The sequence below is a fragment of the Actinoplanes sp. M2I2 genome, assembly GCF_023544445.1.
Taxonomy (GTDB): Bacteria; Actinomycetota; Actinomycetes; order Mycobacteriales; family Micromonosporaceae; genus Actinoplanes.
Genome location: NZ_JALPVJ010000009.1, coordinates 314,322 through 332,245, shown reverse-complemented (window position 1 = coordinate 332,245; position 17,924 = coordinate 314,322). Strand labels below are relative to the sequence as shown.

17 protein-coding genes and 1 riboswitch are annotated in these 17,924 nt (G+C 73.5%); of the genes, 12 read left to right on the top strand and 5 right to left on the bottom strand.

What is annotated here, in order from left to right:
- Positions 1 to 220: 220 nt before the first annotated feature.
- From HJC40_RS20655 to HJC40_RS20645, 3 genes are all read left to right on the top strand, one after another.
- Positions 221 to 781 (top strand): TetR/AcrR family transcriptional regulator, encoded by a 561-nt coding sequence (locus tag HJC40_RS20655; protein WP_250002898.1) that lies wholly within the window; start codon positions 221 to 223, stop codon positions 779 to 781.
- A gap of 65 nt (positions 782 to 846) precedes the next feature.
- Positions 847 to 2,187, top strand: coding sequence for an AMP-binding protein (locus HJC40_RS20650; protein WP_250002897.1), 1,341 nt, complete (start codon positions 847 to 849; stop codon positions 2,185 to 2,187).
- Complete coding sequence (locus HJC40_RS20645) at positions 2,184 to 2,927, top strand: Pr6Pr family membrane protein (protein WP_250002896.1); 744 nt, start codon at positions 2,184 to 2,186, stop codon at positions 2,925 to 2,927. The genes HJC40_RS20650 and HJC40_RS20645 overlap by 4 nt, the downstream gene beginning before the upstream one ends.
- Here HJC40_RS20645 and HJC40_RS20640 read toward each other — a convergent pair.
- On the bottom strand, positions 2,902 to 3,414 hold the full coding sequence (locus HJC40_RS20640; protein ID WP_250002895.1) for a C40 family peptidase: 513 nt from the start codon (positions 3,412 to 3,414) through the stop codon (positions 2,902 to 2,904). The genes HJC40_RS20645 and HJC40_RS20640 overlap by 26 nt on opposite strands.
- 5 nt (positions 3,415 to 3,419) lie before the next feature.
- Positions 3,420 to 3,569, bottom strand: a riboswitch (cyclic di-AMP (ydaO/yuaA leader).
- 362 nt (positions 3,570 to 3,931) lie between these two features.
- Between HJC40_RS20640 and HJC40_RS20635 the strand changes: the two genes are divergently transcribed.
- The 7 genes from HJC40_RS20635 to HJC40_RS20605 all read left to right on the top strand — a co-directional run bounded on the left by HJC40_RS20635 (position 3,932) and on the right by HJC40_RS20605 (position 12,088).
- Complete coding sequence (locus HJC40_RS20635) at positions 3,932 to 4,807, top strand: xanthine dehydrogenase family protein subunit M (RefSeq protein WP_250002894.1); 876 nt, start codon at positions 3,932 to 3,934, stop codon at positions 4,805 to 4,807.
- A gap of 4 nt (positions 4,808 to 4,811) precedes the next feature.
- The gene (locus HJC40_RS20630) at positions 4,812 to 5,303 is read left to right on the top strand and encodes a (2Fe-2S)-binding protein (protein WP_250002893.1); all 492 of its coding nucleotides are present in this window, start codon (positions 4,812 to 4,814) and stop codon (positions 5,301 to 5,303) included.
- Complete coding sequence (locus HJC40_RS20625) at positions 5,300 to 7,693, top strand: aerobic carbon-monoxide dehydrogenase large subunit (RefSeq protein WP_250002892.1); 2,394 nt, start codon at positions 5,300 to 5,302, stop codon at positions 7,691 to 7,693. Before HJC40_RS20630 ends, HJC40_RS20625 begins: the two co-directional genes overlap by 4 nt.
- 9 nt (positions 7,694 to 7,702) lie before the next feature.
- On the top strand, positions 7,703 to 8,707 hold the full coding sequence (locus tag HJC40_RS20620; RefSeq protein WP_250002891.1) for an XdhC family protein: 1,005 nt from the start codon (positions 7,703 to 7,705) through the stop codon (positions 8,705 to 8,707).
- Between the two features lie 42 nt (positions 8,708 to 8,749).
- Positions 8,750 to 9,571, top strand: coding sequence for a MoxR family ATPase (locus HJC40_RS20615; protein ID WP_250002890.1), 822 nt, complete (start codon positions 8,750 to 8,752; stop codon positions 9,569 to 9,571).
- Entirely contained in the window at positions 9,568 to 10,689 is a 1,122-nt protein-coding gene (locus HJC40_RS20610; protein WP_250002889.1) for an SRPBCC domain-containing protein, read from the top strand. The genes HJC40_RS20615 and HJC40_RS20610 overlap by 4 nt, the downstream gene beginning before the upstream one ends.
- 127 nt (positions 10,690 to 10,816) lie before the next feature.
- Positions 10,817 to 12,088 carry a VWA domain-containing protein gene (locus HJC40_RS20605; RefSeq protein WP_250002888.1) on the top strand — a complete coding sequence of 424 codons (1,272 nt, stop codon included), beginning with the start codon at positions 10,817 to 10,819 and terminating at the stop codon, positions 12,086 to 12,088.
- A 55-nt stretch (positions 12,089 to 12,143) separates the two neighbouring features.
- Here HJC40_RS20605 and HJC40_RS20600 read toward each other — a convergent pair whose 3' ends face one another.
- Positions 12,144 to 13,103 carry a LysR family transcriptional regulator gene (locus tag HJC40_RS20600; RefSeq protein ID WP_250002887.1) on the bottom strand — a complete coding sequence of 320 codons (960 nt, stop codon included), beginning with the start codon at positions 13,101 to 13,103 and terminating at the stop codon, positions 12,144 to 12,146.
- Positions 13,104 to 13,236: 133 nt separating this feature from the next.
- Positions 13,237 to 13,623: a YbaB/EbfC family nucleoid-associated protein gene (locus HJC40_RS20595; RefSeq protein ID WP_250002886.1), complete on the bottom strand. Its 387-nt coding sequence runs from the start codon at positions 13,621 to 13,623 to the stop codon at positions 13,237 to 13,239.
- Positions 13,624 to 13,735: 112 nt separating this feature from the next.
- On the opposite strand from HJC40_RS20595, the gene HJC40_RS20590 reads away from it, so the two are divergent.
- Both HJC40_RS20590 and HJC40_RS20585 read left to right on the top strand, forming a co-directional pair.
- Entirely contained in the window at positions 13,736 to 14,380 is a 645-nt protein-coding gene (locus tag HJC40_RS20590) for a GntR family transcriptional regulator (RefSeq protein WP_250002885.1), read from the top strand.
- On the top strand, positions 14,370 to 15,386 hold the full coding sequence (locus HJC40_RS20585; protein ID WP_250002884.1) for a 1-aminocyclopropane-1-carboxylate deaminase: 1,017 nt from the start codon (positions 14,370 to 14,372) through the stop codon (positions 15,384 to 15,386). Before HJC40_RS20590 ends, HJC40_RS20585 begins: the two co-directional genes overlap by 11 nt.
- On the opposite strand, the gene HJC40_RS20580 is transcribed toward HJC40_RS20585, so the two are convergent.
- On the bottom strand, positions 15,365 to 17,209 hold the full coding sequence (locus tag HJC40_RS20580; protein ID WP_250002883.1) for a HAMP domain-containing sensor histidine kinase: 1,845 nt from the start codon (positions 17,207 to 17,209) through the stop codon (positions 15,365 to 15,367). The two genes, HJC40_RS20585 and HJC40_RS20580, sit on opposite strands and share 22 nt — an antisense overlap.
- Positions 17,206 to 17,919, bottom strand: coding sequence for a response regulator transcription factor (locus HJC40_RS20575; protein WP_250002882.1), 714 nt, complete (start codon positions 17,917 to 17,919; stop codon positions 17,206 to 17,208). Before HJC40_RS20575 ends, HJC40_RS20580 begins: the two co-directional genes overlap by 4 nt.
- Positions 17,920 to 17,924 lie beyond the last annotated feature (5 nt).

Below are 17,924 nucleotides of genomic sequence, written 5' to 3'. Positions count from 1 at the left end.
GGCCGAGGTGGCGTCGTCCGTCTGCCCTGGTGGGCGCGGACAGTCGAGACAGGTCCGGCGGTGTCCGGGTCCCCGGGGGAGGCCCCGCCGGGGGCGGGGAGGCAGACTTTTCTCGGCCTTGAATGTCTAAAGTGGAGTGATCACTCCGTTACAAAGGGGACGCTAGGCTGATGAACGGTCAACCGGCGGTGAAAGCCGCAAAGCGGACGGGGAGTGAACCATGGCTGCACGCGCGCCGCGTGCTGATGCGTTACGCAATCGGTCCCGCGTGCTCGCGGCGGCCGAGCAGGTGTTCGTGGCGCGAGGCACGGCAGTCTCCACCGAGGAAGTGGCCCGCGCGGCGGGTGTCGGCATCGGCACCGTCTTCCGGCACTTCCCGACCAAGGCGGCGCTGATCGAAGCGGTCTTCCGCGAACGGCTACGGCGCTTCGGCGAGGAGGCCGACCGGCTGGTGCGATCCGAGGAGCCGGGCGAGGCGATCTGGGTCTTCCTGCACCGGGTGGCCGAGGTGGCCGCGGGCAAACAGGACTGGGCCGACGCCTTCGCCGCGGCCAACCTCAGCGAGGCCCTGTCCCCGGCCCGCGAGCAGTTGCCCCGCGCGCTGAGCTCCCTCCTCGCCCGCGCTCAGCAGCAGGGCGCCGTCCGGCCCGACGTGACCGTCCCCGAGCTCGTCGCGCTCATGCTGGCCGTCTCGCGGGTGCCCGAGCTCGACGCGGACGGCGCCGCGCTGCGGGCCCGCGTCCTGTCCATCGTCTTCGACGGGCTGAAAGCCAAGGCCTAAAGTGGGCGGATGGCTTCGCTGACCGTCGCTCTCGTCGTCCCTCCGGTGACCCGGTCGGCGGCTCGGTGACGAGGCTGCTGCGGGCGCTGCACGACGACGCCGACCAGCCCGCCGCCGTCCGCGACGCGCAGTCGGCGATCTCCCGGCACGACCTGCTGGGCCGCGCCTCGGCCCTGGCCGCCGGGCTGGCCGGGCGCCGCATGGTGGCCGTGCATGCCACCCCCACGATCGACACCGTCGTGGCGATCACCGCCGCGCTGCTGGCGGGCGTCCCCGCCGTACCCGTCCCGCCCGACGCCGGCGAGCTCGAGCGGGCCCACATCCTGCGGGACTCCGGCGCCGAGCTGATCGATCCGGCGGCGGCGGGCACCGGTCAGGCCGTGCCGGACGAGCCCGATGCCGACGCGCCCGCGCTGGTCCTCTACACCAGCGGCACCACCGGGCCGCCCAAGGGCGCCGTCCTCTCGCGCCGGGCCCTCGCGGCCGACCTGGACGCGCTGGCCGAGGTGTGGCAGTGGACGGCGGACGACACTCTCGTGCACGGTCTCCCGCTCTTCCACGTGCACGGCCTGGTGCTGGGCGTCCTCGGTCCGCTGCGGCTCGGCTCACGACTGGTCCACACCGGCCGGCCCACCCCGCAGGCGTACGCGGCCACGCCCGGATCGATGTACTTCGGCGTCCCCACCGTGTGGTCGCGCGTCTGCGCCGCCCCCGCCGAGGCCCGCGCGCTCAGCCACGCCCGCCTGCTGGTCTCCGGCAGCGCGGCGCTGCCCGTCCCGGTCTTCGACGACCTGGTCGCGCTGACCGGTCAGGCTCCGGTCGAGCGGTACGGCATGACCGAAACGCTGATCACCGTGAGCGCCCGGGCCGACGGCGAACGGCGTCCCGGGCACGTCGGCGTGCCGATTCCCGGCGTCGAGACCCGCCTGACCGGGGAGGCCGGCGAAGACGTGCCCACCGGCGAGATCGGCCACCTGCAGGTGCGCGGGGCCACCCTGTTCGACGGCTATCTCGGGCAGCCCGATCACGCGAGGCCGCTCGATCCCGGCGGCTGGTACGCGACCGGCGACGTGGCCACGATCGGCCCGGACGGCTGGCACCGCATCGTCGGCCGTGCCTCCACCGACCTGATCAAGACCGGCGGCTACCGGGTCGGCGCGGGCGAGGTCGAGGACGCGCTGCTGCTGCATCCCGCGGTGCGCGAGGCCGCCGTCGTCGGCACCCCGCACCCGGATCTCGGCGAGCAGATCACCGCGTACGTGGTGGCCGACGGCGCCCGCGAGGGTGACCTGATCGCCTGGGTCGCCGACCGCCTGGCCGCCCACAAGCGGCCCCGGGCGGTGCACCTGGTCGACGCGCTGCCGCGCAACGCGATGGGCAAGGTCCAGAAGGGAGCGCTGCGGTGAGGGTGGGACTGACCGCGCAGTTCTGGCTGCGGGTGCTGATCGTCGGCTCCGGCCTGACGGGTCTGCTTCTCGGGGAGCACCGGCTCGCCTTCTACACCAGCCAGAGCAACATCGTGACGCTCGGCTACTTCGGCGGCGTCCTCTACTGGATGATCCGGCGGCGCACGACCGGCCCGGCGGCGCCCCGACTGCGCGGCGCGGTCACCCTGTGGATCGTCATCACCGGGCTGATCTCGCATTTCATGCTGCAGAACGGCGAGAACCCGCTGCCCGGCCTGGCTGTCGACGACCCGGGCCGGCAGATGCTCAACTGGTCGCGGTTCCTGGTCCACTACGTCGTGCCGGCGCTGGTGCTGACCGACTGGGTCGCGTTCGGGCCGCGGCGGGCCTCGCCCTGGCGCGACCTTCCGCTGTGGATCCTGTTCCCGCTCGGCTACGGCGCGACCTCGGTGGTCCGGGCGGTCGTGTTTCCCACGGTCAGCGACCGCTATCCCTACTTCTTCCTCGACCCCACCTCCCAGGGGTACGGGTGGGTGGCCGGGCAGTTCGTGAAGCTGGGCGTCATCTTCGGCGTCCTCGGGGCGGTGCTGCTGGCCTACGACCGGCTCGCCGCCCGGGTCGGGGCCCGGTTCGGCCGCGCGGAACCCGGCGCCGGGGCACCCGATCCGGCGGGCGCGGCCGGGACCGCACCCGCCGGGTCCGCGGAGACTGCGGTCAGCTCCCGATCCGGCCGAACCTGACCTGGCTCCACGACCAGATCGGGGCCAGCTTCACCCGGTCGCCGGGCTTGGGCGCGTGCCACACGCGGCCCGCGCCGGCGTAGACGGCCACGTGGTAGGCGCGGCTGCCGGACATCCAGAACACCAGGTCGCCCGGCCGGGCCACCGCGCTGGAGATCTTGCGTGCCGCGGTGTACTGCGCCTGTGCCGTGCGGGGCAGCCGGAGGCCGACCTTCGCGTACGCGAACCCGGCCAGCCCGGAGCAGTCGAACGCACCGGGCCCGCGGGCCCCGTACCGGTAGGGCTTGCCCTGCTGGGCGCGGGCGACGGCGACGATCTTGTTGCCGCGGATGATCGCCGCGGCGACCGGGGTCGCCTTCGGGACGGCCGGCGCGGCGGCGGTCCGGGTGGTGGCCTGAGCGGCCGACGGAGTGACGAGCAGGGTGGTGGCGATGGCCGTCGCGGCGATGAGGAGCAGCAGGCGGCGCAGCGTCGATGGGAAAGACAAGACGATCCTCGGTCCTTCAACCGCCTGCGAGGTTAGCTGTCGGATTAGGCCTGAAGGCGGCCCGTCGCTCGCGCGACCTCACCCCGAGCCGGCCTGTCGGCCGGCGATCTGGTTCCCCCGTTCCCGCCCACTGAAGTTCCTGTCGGTGTCAGGTCGGGCCGCCCCCAGGTGGGCGGGACTCGGCGTCCCGGGGCGGCACGTGATGACGATCGGCCGGATCCGGCGAACCTGACCCTTTCTCAGCTGTCCCATCGGCACCGAAAGTCCCGGATCGGAATCCCGGTCCGATCTCTTTCCGGACATCCGGGAGCACCAGCCGGTTCCGGGCGCGATATCCGGCGCGCCGGCCGGTGAGGCTCGTCACCCGATTGGTCCGCCGTGGCCGCCGGGATCGCCGGCGTCCGCTCCCGGCGCGGACCGCCGGCGACTACGCCGAGCAACCTAAGGCATCCCTTAGGTAGCTGTTGACTTTGGATCGCGCTCAGGAAAGATGCTCGTCAATCGCAGGAGGTGCAGCGTGCAGGTGCCGGCCCCGTTCGAATACGAGCGTGCCACCAGTGTGGACCAGGCCATCGGACTGCTGGAACGTCTGGGCAGCTCAGCGCGGCTGGTGGCGGGCGGGCACAGCCTGCTGCCGATGATGAAGCTGAGGCTGGCCACGTTCGACTACCTGATCGACATCAACCCGCTGCACGCCGAGCTGGGCTACATCCGGGTCGGCGCCGGCGAGGTACGGATCGGGGCCCTGACCCGCCACCGCGAGCTGCTCGAGTCCGACGAGCTGGCCGCCGCCTTCCCGATCTTCCGGGACGCCGAGCGGGTGATCGCCGACCCCGTGGTGCGCAACCGGGGCACGCTGGGCGGCTCGCTGTGCCAGGCCGACCCGTCCGAGGACCTGTCCGCGGTCTGCACGACGCTCGACGCGAGCTGCGTGATCCGCGGTCCGGGCGGCGCCGAGCGGGTCGTGTCGATGGGGGAGTTCCACGTCGGGCCGTACGAGACGGCGGTCGGCGACGGCGAGATGCTCACCGAGGTGCGTCTGCCGGTGCGGCCGGGTGGCGGCAGCGCGTACGTGAAGGTCGAGCGACGGGCCGGGGACTGGGCCGTCGTCTCGGCCGGCGCCGCGGTCTGGCTGGCCCCCGACGGCACGATCGCCGACGCGCGCGTGGGCCTGGCCGCGGTCGGGCCCAACACGACCGGCATCCCCGAGATCTCGGCCGCCCTGCGTGGCCGCGAGCCCGCCGAGAAGCTGTACGAACAGGCCGGCGCGATCGCGGCGCGCAGCTGCGACCCGGCCACCGACCAGCGGGGCAGCGCCGACTACAAGCGCCACCTCGCCGACGAGCTGACCAGGCGGACGCTGCGGACCGCCGTCGCACGGGCGAGGAGCTGAAGTCATGCAGGTCACGATGATCGTCAACGACGCCGAGGTCACCCGCGAGATCGAGGGCCGGCTGCTGCTCGTGCACTTCCTGCGCGACGTGCTCGGCCTGACCGGCACGCACTGGGGCTGCGACACCAGCAACTGCGGCACCTGCGTGGTGTGGCTCGACGGCGAGCCGGTCAAGTCGTGCACGGTGCTCGCCGCCATGGCCGGCGGCCATGAGGTCCGTACGGTCGAGGGCCTGGCCAAGGGGGCCGAGCTGGACCCGATCCAAGAGGGCTTCATGCAGTGTCACGGCCTGCAGTGCGGCTTCTGCACGCCGGGCATGATGATGACCTGCCGGGCCCTGCTGGACAAGAATCCCGACCCGACCGACGCCGAGATCCGCGAGGCCATCTCGGGTCAGATCTGCCGGTGTACGGGCTATTCGACCATCGTCCGCTCGGTGCGCTGGGCTTCCGTGCACGAGGCCGCCGCGGCCCAGACCGAGGGAGCGCAGGCATGACCGCCGTGCAGGAGCCGCGCACCAGCACGTTCGACGACAACGATCAGAAGCCCGTCGGTTTCGGCCGGATGCTGCGCAAGGAGGACCCGCGCCTGCTGCGGGGCCGCGGCCGTTTCACCGACGACGTCCAGCTCCCGGGCATGCTGCATCTGGCCATCCTGCGCTCGCCGTTCGCCCACGCGCGGGTCGTCAGCGTCGACACCAGCGCCGCCGAGGCCGCGCCCGGGATCCGGGCCGTGGTCACCGGGGCCAAGCTGGCCGAGCTGGGCCTGGCCTGGATGCCGACGCTGTCCAACGACGTGCAGGCCGTGCTCGCGACCGACAAGGTGCGCTTCCAGGGGCAGGAGGTCGCGTTCGTCGTCGCCGACGACCGGTATTCGGCCCGCGACGCGCTCGAGCTGATCGACGTGGAGTACGAGGTCCTCGACCCGGTCATCGACGTGCGGCAGGCGCTGGCCCCGGGCGCGCCGCTGATCCGCGACGACCTCGACGGCAAGACCGACAACCACTGCTTCGACTGGGAGACCGGCGACGCCGACGCCACCGCGGCCGTCTTCGCCCGGGCCGACGTGGTCGTCCAGCAGGACATCGTCTATCCCCGGGTGCACCCGGCGCCGATGGAGACGTGCGGCGCCGTCGCCGACTTCGACGCGGTCGAGGGCAAGCTCAAGCTGTGGTCGACCACCCAGGCCCCGCACGCCCACCGCACCCTCTACGCCATCGTGGCCGGCCTGCCCGAACACAAGATCCAGGTGATCGCGCCGGACATCGGCGGCGGCTTCGGCAACAAGGTCCCGATCTACCCCGGCTACGTCTGCGCGATCGTCGGCTCCATCGTCACCGGCAAACCGGTGAAGTGGATGGAGGACAGGTCGGAAAACCTGATCAGCACCGGGTTCGCCCGCGACTACATCATGCGCGGCGAGATCGCGGCCACCCGCGACGGCAAGATCCTGGCCATCCGCACCAACGTGCTGGCCGACCACGGCGCGTTCAACGGCACCGCGGCTCCGGTGAAATACCCGGCCGGCTTCTTCGGCGTCTTCACCGGCAGCTACGACCTCGAAGCGGCCTACTGCAGCATGACTGCCGTCTACACCAACAAGGCGCCGGGCGGGGTCGCCTACGCGTGCAGCTTCCGCATCACCGAGGCGGTCTACCTGGTCGAGCGCATCGTCGACTGTCTCGCCGCCGAGCTCGAGATGGACCCGGCCGAGCTGCGCCTGAAAAACTTCATCCAGCCCGACCAGTTCCCGTACGAGACCAAGACCGGCTGGGTGTACGACTCGGGAAACTACGAGCCGACGATGCGCCAGGCCATGGACATCGCCGGCTACGCCCAGCTGCGCGCCGAGCAGGCCGAGAAGAGGTCCCGGGGCGAGCTGATGGGCATCGGCATCTCGTTCTTCACCGAGGCGGTCGGCGCCGGCCCCCGCAAGAACATGGACATCCTCGGCCTCGGCATGGCCGACGGGTGCGAGCTGCGGGTGCACCCCACCGGCAAGGCCGTCGTCCGCCTGTCGGTCAAGACGCAGGGCCAGGGCCACGAGACGACGTTCGCGCAGATCGTGGCCGAGGAGATCGGCATCCCGCCGGCCGACATCGAGGTCGTGCACGGCGACACCGACCAGACGCCGTTCGGCCTGGGGACGTACGGCAGCCGCTCGACGCCGGTGTCGGGAGCGGCCGCCGCCCTGGTCGCCCGCAAGGTCCGCGACAAGGCGCAGATCATCGCGTCGGCCATGCTCGAGGTGACCGTCGCCGACCTGGAGTGGGTGAAAGGCTCGTTCCAGGTCAAGGGCGACCCGGGCAAGTCGGTCACCATCCAGCAGATCGCGATGCGGGCCCACGGGGCGGGCGACCTGCCCGAGGGCATCGAGGGCGGTCTCGAGGCCCAGATCTGCTACAACCCGTCCAATCTGACCTATCCACACGGGGCCTACATCTGCGTCGTCGACATCGACCCGGGCACCGCCCAGGTCAAGGTGCGGCGCTTCATCGCGGTCGACGACTGCGGCACCCGGATCAACCCGATGATCATCGAAGGCCAGGTGCACGGCGGGCTCACCGACGGCGTGGGCATGGCCCTGATGGAGATGATCGCCTTCGACGAGGACGGCAACTGCCTGGGCGCGTCGCTGATGGACTATCTGATCCCGACCGCGCTCGAGGTGCCCGACTGGGAGACCGGCTACACGGTCACGCCGTCACCGCACCACCCGATCGGCGCCAAGGGGGTGGGGGAGTCCGCGACCGTCGGCTCGCCACCGGCCATCGTCAACGCCGTGGTGGACGCGCTCAAGCCGTACGGGGTGCGGCACGCCGACATGCCGCTCACGCCCTCACGGGTGTGGGACGCCATGCGCGGCCGGGCCACCCCGCCGATCTGAGGCCGGCCCATGACCACCAGAGACGTGACCACCAGAGACGTGACCACCAGCGTCACCTCCCGTGCGGCCGAGCTCGTGACCCAGCGGCGCCCGTTCGTGCACGCCACCGTGGTCCGCGCTCAGGAGCCCACCTCGGCCCGGGCCGGCGACGACGCGGTCATCCTCGACGACGGCTCCATCGAGGGCTTCGTCGGCGGGGTGTGCGCCGAGAGCTCCGTCCGGGCGGCGGCGCTCGACACGCTCAAGGACGGCAACACCATGCTGCTGCGGGTGCTGCCCGACGACGCGTCCGCCTTCCCCGAGACTCCCGGCGCGCTGGTCGTGGTCAACCCGTGCCACTCCGGCGGGGCGATCGAGATCTTCCTGCGCCCGATCCTGCCCCGGCCCCTGATCGGCGTCGTGGGCAGCACCCCGATCGCGCGCGCGGTGGTCACCCTGGCCGCGTTCCTCGACTTCGACGTGCCCGCCCCATCCTCCTTCGAGGGCGCGACCGCGGTCGTGGTGGCCGGCCTGGGTCGCGACGAGGAGCGGGCGATCCGCTCGGCCCTGGACGCCGGGGTGCCGTACGTCGCCCTCGTCGCCAGCCGCACGCGCAGCGCCGTCCTGCTCGACGGCATGGGCCTGACCCCGGCGGAGCGGGCCCGCGTCCGGCCGCACGCGGGCCTCGACATCGGCGCGCGCACGCCGCAGGAGATCGCCCTGTCCCTGCTCGCCGAGGTGGTCCGCGAGCTCCGCTCGAACGGCTCTCCCCTGCCGGCGCCCTCCCAGCCCGCGCCGACGCCCTCCGCTCCGACGCCGTCCCCGGTCTTGTCGTTGCCATCCCTGCCCACGTCGGCGGCGTCCGTCGACGGTCCCACGGTTGTCGCGCTCTCGTCGTCGCCGCCGCGGAGCGCGGTCGACCCGGTCTGCGGGATGACGGTGTTCATCGACGACGACACGCCGCACGCCGTGGTCGACGGGCAGGATCACTGGTTCTGCCGGGTGGGATGCCGCGACAGCTTCGTGGCGGCCTGACCGGTGAAGTCGGCCGCCGAGGTGCGCGCGAGGCTCGATGTCGTGGACTACCTGGTCGACGACGGGCTGGCCATGGCCGTCTTCCTCGCCTTGCGGCTGGGCAAGCCGCTGCTGCTCGAGGGCGAGCCCGGGGTCGGCAAGACCGCTGCCGCCAAGGCGCTGTCGCTCGCGCTCGAGACCCCGCTCATCCGGCTGCAGTGTTATGAGGGGCTGACCGCCGGCGAGGCCCTCTACGAGTGGAACTACCAGCGGCAACTGCTGGCGATCCGGTTGGCCGAGGCCCGGCAGGAGAAGCTGACCGACGCCGACCTGTTCACCGCCGAGTTCCTCCAGGAGCGGCCCATCCTGCGCGCCGTGCGGCATGCCGGGCCGGTCCCGCCGGTCCTGCTGATCGACGAGATCGACCGCGCCGACGACGAGTTCGAGGCGCTGCTGTTCGAGTTCCTCGGCGAGGCCGCGATCACCGTGCCCGAGCTCGGCACGTTCACCGCGTCGCGGCCGCCGGTCGTGGTGCTCACCTCCAACCGCAGCCGCGACCTGCACGACGCGCTGCGCCGGCGCTGCCTCTACCACTGGATCGAGTTCCCGGCCCCGGCGCGCGCGGCCGAGATCGTCCGCCGGTCCGTTCCCGGCGCCACCGAGCCGCTCATCCGCAGCGCCGCCGAGTTCATCGGTCGCGTACGCGGTCTGGAGCTCGACAAGGCACCCGGCCTGGCCGAGACGATCGACTGGGTGTCGGCCCTGTCGGCGCTGGGCGTCACCGACCTCACCGACGCCGCCGTCGTCAGCACGCTCGGCACGATCGCCAAGACCCCCGACGACCGGACAGCCGTGGCCCTCGCCGCCCACCAGGAGACCCCATGAAGATCACCAACGAGTTCACGGTGCACACCCCGATCGACCGCGCCTGGCAGGTGCTGACCGATCTGCCGGGCATCGCCCCGTGCCTGCCCGGCGCCCAGCTGACCGGGGTGGACGGCGACGTCCACCAGGGCAAGGTCAAGGTGAAGGTCGGCCCGGTCATCTCCGACTTCAGCGGCACGGCCCGATTCACCGAGAAGGACGACGAGGCCCACCGCGCGGTCATCGACGCCAAGGGCCGGGACGCGCGCGCCGGCGGCAACGCCTCGGCCCTGGTCACCGCCGTTCTCCGACCCGACGGCGACAGCACGGTCGTCAGCGTCGACACCGACCTGAAGATCAGCGGCAAGCTGGCCCAGTTCGGCAGCGGCATGATCAAGGAGATCTCCGGAAAGCTGCTGGCCCAGTTCGTCACCAACCTGGAGGCGAAGCTCGCGGCCGACCAGTCTCCGGTGAACGGCGGCCCGGCCGACTCCCCGGCGAACGGCGACGTGCGGGCCGAGTCACCGGCAGGCAGCGACGCGCGGGCAGAGTCCCCGGCGAACGACGGCGCGCCGGCCGCCGCCGCGACCACGCCATCAGCCGCCGCCGCGACCACGCCATCGGCCGCCGCTACGACCACGCCATCGGCCGCCGCGGTCGAGACGGTTCCGGCGACAGCCGCGGTCGTGGCGCCAGGCGTCCCCGGGCCGAAACCGGGCCCGCAAGCGCCGAGCGCCGCCTCCCTCACCGCCGACCTGGTGCCCGCCGATCCAGGCGCGGCCGAGCCGGCGACCCCCGCCGTCGCCGGAAGCGAACCCCTGGCCGCCACCACGACCGACCCGTCCGGCGTCACGTCGCCCCCCGCGACCACCAGCCCGCCGGCGCCGCCGACCGCGCCTGCGGACCCGGGCGCCCCGATCCGGGACCCGCACGAGGCGGCGTCCCCGGAAAACGCCCGGGCCGGGCGCGCCACCACCACCGTGGCGGCGCCCCGATCGGCCGTGCCCGCGACCGAGGAGCCCGAAGCCCTCGACCTGCTGGCCGTGGCCGGCGGCTCGGTCTACAAACGACTTGTCCCGCTCGGGGTCATCGTCGCCGCGCTTGTCGCTCTCATCGCGTGGCTCGTTGGCCGCCGCTGAGCTCCCCTCCGGCGCGGCCCCTGGGCCCCTCGGCGCGGCGCCCGGGGATTCCGGGGCGGCACCGCGGTCCTCCGGCGCGGCCCCCGGGGACTCCGGGGATTCCGGCCCGGCGCCGCAGCACCCCGGCATGGTGCTCCCACCGCCGATGCGACCGGCCGTCCCGCTGCCGGCCGTCCCGCCGCCGGCCGTGCCGCCGCCCGCCCGGCCGGTGTTGCTCCGTGGCACCGACCGGGCCGCGCTCGCCGTGGCGCTGGTCGATCGGCTGCGCCGGGCCGGGCTGCCCACCGGCCTGACCGAGACCGGTGATCTGGTCCACGCGCTCGAGGTGAGCCCGCCCCTCTCGGTCGACGCCCTCTACTGGACCGCCCGCGTCGCCCTGGTCCGCCGCCAGCCCGACCTCGCCGTCTTCGACCAGGTGTTCGCCGCCGTCTTCGCGGACGCCCCGCCGTTGCCCCTGACCCGCACAGCCGGTGGCCCGGCGGCCCGCCGTGACGACGTCCACGTGCCTGTTCCCAGCCGGGCCGACGACGTGTCCGACGGCGGCGGCCTGCCCTGGGCGACCCGTCCGCCCGTCGTAGCCCCCGCGGAGCCGGGTGACGAAGCCCTGCACCTGCCCGAACGCCGCCCCAGCGCCCTGGCCGCCCTGGCCGAGCAGCCCTTCGAGGACCTCGACGCCGCCCAGACCGAGCACCTGGCCGACGCCTTGCGGGTCACCCTGACCCGCTGGCCGACCCGCCGGAGCCGCCGGCACACCGCCGACCCTTCCGGCCGCCGCACAGCTCTGCGGCCCACCATCGCCCGCGCCCGCCGCACCGCCTGGGAGCCCGTCACCCTGGTGCGCGAACGCCCGGTCCGCCGCCCCCGCCGGGCCGTCCTGCTCTGTGACGTCAGCGAATCCATGCGGGCCCAGGCCACCGCCTATCTCCACCTGATGCGCGCCTTCACGCTGGTGACCGACGCCGAGGTCTTCGCCTTCGCCACCACGCTGACCCGGCTGACCCCCGCGTTGCGCCACGCCTCGGCCGCCGAAGCCGTCGCCCGCGCGGGCGCCCTGGTGACCGATCGGTTCGGCGGCACGAGGATCGCCACCAACATCGCCGCGGTCCTCGACTCGCACCACGGCAACGCCCTGCGCGGCGCCCTGGTGATCGTCGCCTCCGACGGCTGGGACAGCGACCCACCGGACCACCTGGCGGCCGCCATGGCCCGGCTCCGCCGCCGCGCCCACCGCATCCTCTGGCTCAACCCCCGGGCCGGCGCTCCGGGTTTCGTCCCGCGGGTCGCCGGGATGGCCGCCGCCCTGCCCTACTGCGACCGCCTGCTCCCGGCCGCGACCTTCCACGACCTGACCCGAGCCGCCCACCTCCTCCAGGACCTGACCGCTCCACCTCGCTGGTGAAGCCGCCCCGAGAACGCCTGATCAGTTCCCGACCGTCGCGGCCCGGCTCGCGTGATCAGCTCCAGAGCGTGACGTGCACCGACGGGCGGAAGTGGCCGACCTTGGCCCCCGCGCCGCGCATCATGGCCTGGATGGCCCGTGGCGTCGAGGCGAAGCGGGCCAGTTCCGCGGCGGCCGACGGGGCCCGCTGATCGGCCAGGGTCAGGGCGTGCCAGCCGGCCTCGAGCGCGGCCTGCGGGCCGGGAAGCTGCACGAGGGTGCCGTTGCGGATGTCGGGGGCCACGGCGAACGACAGGGCCGGCGCCAGCCCCTTGCCCCGCTTGGCCTCCTCGAGCGCGGCCGCGTTGCTCTGGTAGATCTGCTGGCGTTCCTCGGGGACACCCAGGCGGGCCAGCAGGTCGGGGATCGCGCCGGCCGTGGCCGTGGCCGACGGGCCCAGCATCCAGGTCTGGTCGCGCAGCTGGGCCGCCGACGGGCGCAAGTGGACGATCGGGTGGTCGGGGCCGGCCACGACCACGATGCGGTAGTTCATGACCGGGCGGGCGGCGAACGCGGGCCCGGGCACGGCCGGCGGGGGCGGGCCGATCGCGATGTCGATCGTGCGGCTCAGCAGCAGCGCCTCGAACGACCCGGGGTCGCGGACGCTCAGCTCCAGGTCGAGGTCGTCGGCGCGCGCGGCGAACCGCTCGATCAGGCCGGGCGCGGCGTGCTCGGCGAACAGGCTGGAGGCGCCCACCCGCAGCAGGCGGCGGCCACGGCCGGCCGCGCTGACCTCGAGCACGGTGATGTCCTGCAGGCCGAGCAACTCGATGGCCCGGCCGGCCAGGCGCAGACCGCCGGGGGTGAAGGCCAGACCCGCGGCCGTACGGGAGAAGAGCTGATCGCCGAGCTCGCGGCGCAGCTGACCGACGTGCAGGGAGATCGCCGACTCGGAAACCGACAGGTGAGCCGCGGCCTGTTTGACCGAGCCGAGCCGGACGACGGCGGCGTAGGCCCGCAGTTGCGTCGGCGTCATCACCGGCCTGCACCGCGTCGAGCCATGATCGCCCCCCATGCCGTCACGAGCCTTTCCCGCAATCTATCCCGGCGACCTGGGCGTACGCTGCCTGTCCACAGCCGCACGCGGCACCGTCGTCAGGGGACGGTGCTCACCGCTCGGGTGGGGCGTCGTCGTCCTCCGGCGGCTGCGGGAACTGCTCCGCGTACGCCTCCCCGATGAAGCCGGCCGTTTCCGACCCGTCGCCGTAGATCTCCGTGACCAGATCGTTCATCCGCGACGCGAGCCGGGACTGCGCCCGCCGGCTGGCCTCCAGGATGGTCCGGGACAGCTCATCGGGCGACAGGCGCAGCGCCCGCTCGGTGAGCTCGAGCCCGGCCAGCCCGCCCGCGTGGTCGACGGTCACCTCGACCTCGCCCCCCGCCGCCGAGGCGCTCGCGCGCACGTCGCGCATGCGCCGGCTCAGCTCGGTGGTCTGGGCCGTCTGCCGCTCGACCCGGCGCTGCCAGTCGGTCAGGAAGTCCTCGGGATCCGGCACCGCGCACCCTTCGCAGAGATCGAAGCCCGCATCGTATCCAACCGTCCCCGAGCGCACGGCCCCGAAAAACCAGCCCTTGCCCGCCCCGAACCTGACATCTAACATTTCAGTCGTGGAACGGGTGGAACGGCGGCTGCTGCGCACGACCGCGTACGAGTCGATCCGCGACGCCGTCGTCCGGGGTGATCTGGCTCCCGGCGCCGTGCTCAACAGCGCCGACCTGGCCGGCCGGCTGGGCCTGTCGCGTGCCCCGGTGCGCGATGCCCTGGCCCGGCTGGCCGACGAGGGCCTGGTCGAGATGAAGCCCCAGAGCTACACCCGGGTCACCCCGGTGCTGCCGCGCGAAGTGCGGGACGCCGTGGCCGTCGTCCGCGCGATGCACGAGCTGGCCGCCAGTGCCACTGCGGGCGCCCTGTCCGGCGACGACCTCGAGGCGATGGGCGAGGCCAACCGGCGGTTCGAGGCCGCTGCCCGGCGCGGCGACATCGACGCCGCCATGGCCGCCGACGACGACCTGCACGGCGTGCTCGTCCGGGCCAGCGGCAACCGCGCCCTGGCGGCCACCATCGAGCGCTACACGCCGCTGATCCGCCGGCTCGAGCGCCTGCAGTTCGCCCGCAGCCACGCCCGCCGCTCGGTCGAGCGGCACGACGACCTGATCGCCGCCTGCGCCGCCGGCGATGCCGCCACCGCAACTCATTTGACCGGCCTCATCTGGCGGTCTTTGGAAGACCTGGGAGTCGACGATGTCGATTGAGTTCGAGCGTTACCCGCTGCTGTTCGGGCCGTCGCCGGTGCACCGGCTCGACCGGCTCACGGCCCACCTGGGCGGCGCCGCCGTCTGGGCCAAGCGCGAGGACTGCAACTCGGGCATCGCGTACGGCGGCAACAAGACCCGCAAGCTCGAATACCTGGTCGCCGACGCGCTCGCCCAGGGCTGCGACACGCTGGTCTCGATCGGCGGCGTGCAGTCCAACCACACCCGCCAGGTCGCCGCGGTCGCCGCCCGGGCCGGTCTCAAGTGCGTGCTCGTGCAGGAGAGCTGGGTCGACTGGCCGGACCCGGTCTACGACAAGGTCGGCAACATCCTGATCAGCCGGCTCGCGGGGGCCGAGGTGCGTCTCGTGCGCTCCGACTTCGGCATCGGGTTCAAGGAGAGCTGGGAACAGGCTCTGCGCGACATCGAGGCCTCGGGCGGCAAGCCGTACGCCATCCCGGCCGGCGCCTCCGACCACCGGCTCGGCGGTCTCGGCTTCGCCAACTGGGCGTACGAGCTTCAGGCGCAGGAGGAGGAGCTGGGCGTCTTCTTCGACACGATCATCGTCTGCTCGGTTACCGGCAGCACCCAGGCCGGCATGATCGCCGGTTTCGCCGCCCTGCGCGACGCCGGCGCCCGCCCGCGCCGCGTGCTCGGCATCGACGCGTCGGCCAAGCCGGCCGAGACCCGCGATCAGGTGGCCCGGATAGCCCGCGCCACCGCGTCGCTGATCGGCCTCGAGCGCGACCTGACCGAGGACGAGATCCTGCTCGACGAGCGCTACCACGCCGGCGTCTACGGCATCCCCGACGAGGCCACGCTGGACGCCATGCGCCTGGCCGCCCGCACCGAGGGCATGGTCACCGACCCGGTCTACGAGGGCAAGTCGATGGCCGCCCTGATCGACCTGGTGGGCCGGGGCGAGATCGCCCGCGACTCGACCGTCCTGTACGCCCACCTCGGTGGCCAGCCGGCCCTGAACGGCTACAGCGCGCTGTTCTCCTGAGCGGACGGCCCGAGTGCGTCCAGGCTCGCCGGCAGACGGAGCGTGAAGGTGGCGCCCTCGCCCGGGGTGCTCTCGACCGTGAGGGTGCCGCCATGGGCCTCGGCCAGCTTGCGGGCGATGGGCAGGCCGAGCCCGCTGCCGCCGGTGGCCCGGCTGCGCGACTCGTCGGCGCGCCAGAAACGGTCGAAGACCTTGGGCAGGTTCTCCGGCGCGATGCCGATCCCGGTGTCGCGCACGGTGACGGTGGTGTCGTGGGCCTCGACCGTCACCGTGCCGCCGGGCGGGGTGTGGCGGATCGCGTTGGACACCAGGTTGCCGACGAGCTGACGCAGGCGTACGGGGTCGGCGGTGACCACCGGATCGCCCTCGATCCCGGTCCGCAGCCGCACCCCGGCGGTGTCCGCGGCCGCCCGGTGACCGTCGGCCACCTGGGTCAGCACGTCGGCCACCGGGGTCGGCGCCGGATGCACCCGCAGCGTGCCGGCGTCGGCCGCGGCCAGGTCGCTCAGGTCGTCGATGACGTGCTGCAGCAGCATCGCCTCCTCGTGCAGGAGGGAGAGCAGTTGAGCGTCGGTCGGCGCCAGGTCGTCCTGGGCCGCCTCGAGCCAGCTGCGGATGTTGGTCAGCGGGGTGCGCAGCTCGTGGGCCACGTCGCTGACCATCGCGCGCCGCTGGGTCTCGGCCCGGTCGCGGCGTTCGGCCGAGTCGTTGAGGGCCCGGGCCAGGCGGCCGATCTCGTCGTGGCCGGACACGGGCGCCGGCGTGTGCCGGTCGGCCGCCTCGGTCAGCGCCCGCAGCGGGCGGACCAGCCGGCGCCCCACCAGCACGGTGACGACGATGGTGACCAGCAGCACCGCCCCGGTGGTGGCCACGATCCGGGTCGTGTTCGCCGGGGACAGGGTGAAGCGGGTCCGGTCGGCCCCGGTGCCGGGGTCGGTCACGAACAGCAGGGCGGGCGGGGGCACGTGCGGCCGGAGCATGGCCCGCCGCGACTTCTCGACGCAGCCGCGGACACGCGCGGCGCCGGCCGCGTTGGTGGGCTCGAAGAGCGCCAGCATCGGCACGACCTCGTCGCCGACCCGCGCGCTGTCGCTCCTGGACTTGGCCAGCGTGGTCTCGAAGCCGGGGCCGACCTGCACGGTGAAGGTCGCCGGCATGTTCAGGCAGCGGGCCGCCGACCGGCCCAGCCGGTCCAGCGCCTTGCGCTCACCGGGCGTCGTCGCCGATCGGAGGTCCGCCCCGCAGCGGGGCGCGATGCCGTCGGGGTCGGCGGTGGTCAGGGTGACCGTCGGGCGGCCGTTCGGCAGCTGCTCGACCTTTCCGCCGACGCTGTTGCGGCGCAGGCACGACAGCTCCGCGGTCGCCATCTTGCGCAGCATCGGGCGTTCGGCCGGCGTCACCCGGAACGGCCCGGCGGCCCGGGGGTCGATGCGCTGGTCGCCGCCGGTCAGGCCGAGGTCCAGGTCGAGCGGGTCGATCCGGGCGGACGGCCGGGCGGTCCGCAGCGACGGGCCCGTGCCCGAGTCGGCGATCAGCGCGCGGTCCTCGGTCGTCAGGGTGATGCGGCGGCCCAGCTCGGCCGCCCGCTTGTCGATCAGGGGCGCGGCGCCCTTCCAGTCGGCGTGCGTGGCCGCATAGCCCACGAGCAGGTCGTAGACGCCCTTCTCCTCGGTGAGGGAGCGGCCCTGCTCCTGGGTGATCGCCCGGGTGGCGGTCCGGGTGGCCAGCCACGCGGTCGCGGCGATCGCGGCCACGGCGATCAGCACCGAGGTCACCAGCAGCCGGGTCACCAGGCTGTGCCGCAACGGCACCCGGGTGCTCACGACGCGTCGCCGGTCGGCGGGCCGGCGGACAGCTTGTAGCCGACCCCGTAGACGGTGAGCAGCTGGACCGGCCGCTGCGGATCGGTCTCGATCTTGCGGCGCAGGTTGAGCACGTGCATGTCGATGGTGCGCTCGGTGGAGCTGCGGTCGATGCCACGGGTGTGGTGCAGCAGCTGGGCCCGGGTGAACACCCGGTCCGGCTGGCCGGCCATGGCGGCGAGGATCGCGAACTCGCCGCGGGTGCACTCGACCTCGGCGTCCTCGACGCTCACGCGGTGCCGGGCCGGGTCGACGGTGACCCGGCCGATCCGCCGTTCCCGCGTACCGGCCGGCGACGGGGCCGGCCGGGAGGAGCGCCGCAGCAGCGTCCGGACCCGGGCCATCAGCTCGCGCGGGCTGTACGGCTTGGTCAGGTAGTCGTCCGCGCCGAGCTCGAGACCGAGCAGCAGGTCGTCCTCGGCGGCCCGGGCGGTCAGCATCAGGACCAGCACGTCCGACTCCTCGCGCAAGGTGCGGCACACGCGCAACCCGTCCAGGCGCGGCATCATCACGTCGAGCACGAGCAGACCCGGCTGCCACCGCCGGGCCTCGTCGAGCGCGGCCCGGCCGTCGTGGACCACGAGCGTCTCGTGCCCCTCGGCCACCAGGTAGCGCCGCACCACCTCGGCCTGCCGGGGGTCGTCCTCGGCCACCAGGACCTTCGCGCACATGGCGG

Excerpts from the sequence above, each read along its gene's own strand:
- HJC40_RS20585 (WP_250002884.1), top strand. The coding sequence starts at position 14,370 with ATGTCGATTGAGTTCGAGCGTTACCCGCTGCTGTTCGGGCCGTCGCCG.
- HJC40_RS20630 (WP_250002893.1), top strand. The coding sequence starts at position 4,812 with ATGCAGGTCACGATGATCGTCAACGACGCCGAGGTCACCCGCGAGATC.
- HJC40_RS20620 (WP_250002891.1), top strand. The coding sequence starts at position 7,703 with ATGACCACCAGAGACGTGACCACCAGAGACGTGACCACCAGCGTCACC.
- HJC40_RS20605 (WP_250002888.1), top strand. The coding sequence starts at position 10,817 with ATGGTGCTCCCACCGCCGATGCGACCGGCCGTCCCGCTGCCGGCCGTC.
- HJC40_RS20610 (WP_250002889.1), top strand. The coding sequence starts at position 9,568 with ATGAAGATCACCAACGAGTTCACGGTGCACACCCCGATCGACCGCGCC.
- HJC40_RS20575 (WP_250002882.1), bottom strand. The coding sequence starts at position 17,919 with ATGTGCGCGAAGGTCCTGGTGGCCGAGGACGACCCCCGGCAGGCCGAG.
- HJC40_RS20600 (WP_250002887.1), bottom strand. The coding sequence starts at position 13,103 with ATGACGCCGACGCAACTGCGGGCCTACGCCGCCGTCGTCCGGCTCGGC.
- HJC40_RS20625 (WP_250002892.1), top strand. The coding sequence starts at position 5,300 with ATGACCGCCGTGCAGGAGCCGCGCACCAGCACGTTCGACGACAACGAT.
- HJC40_RS20655 (WP_250002898.1), top strand. The coding sequence starts at position 221 with ATGGCTGCACGCGCGCCGCGTGCTGATGCGTTACGCAATCGGTCCCGC.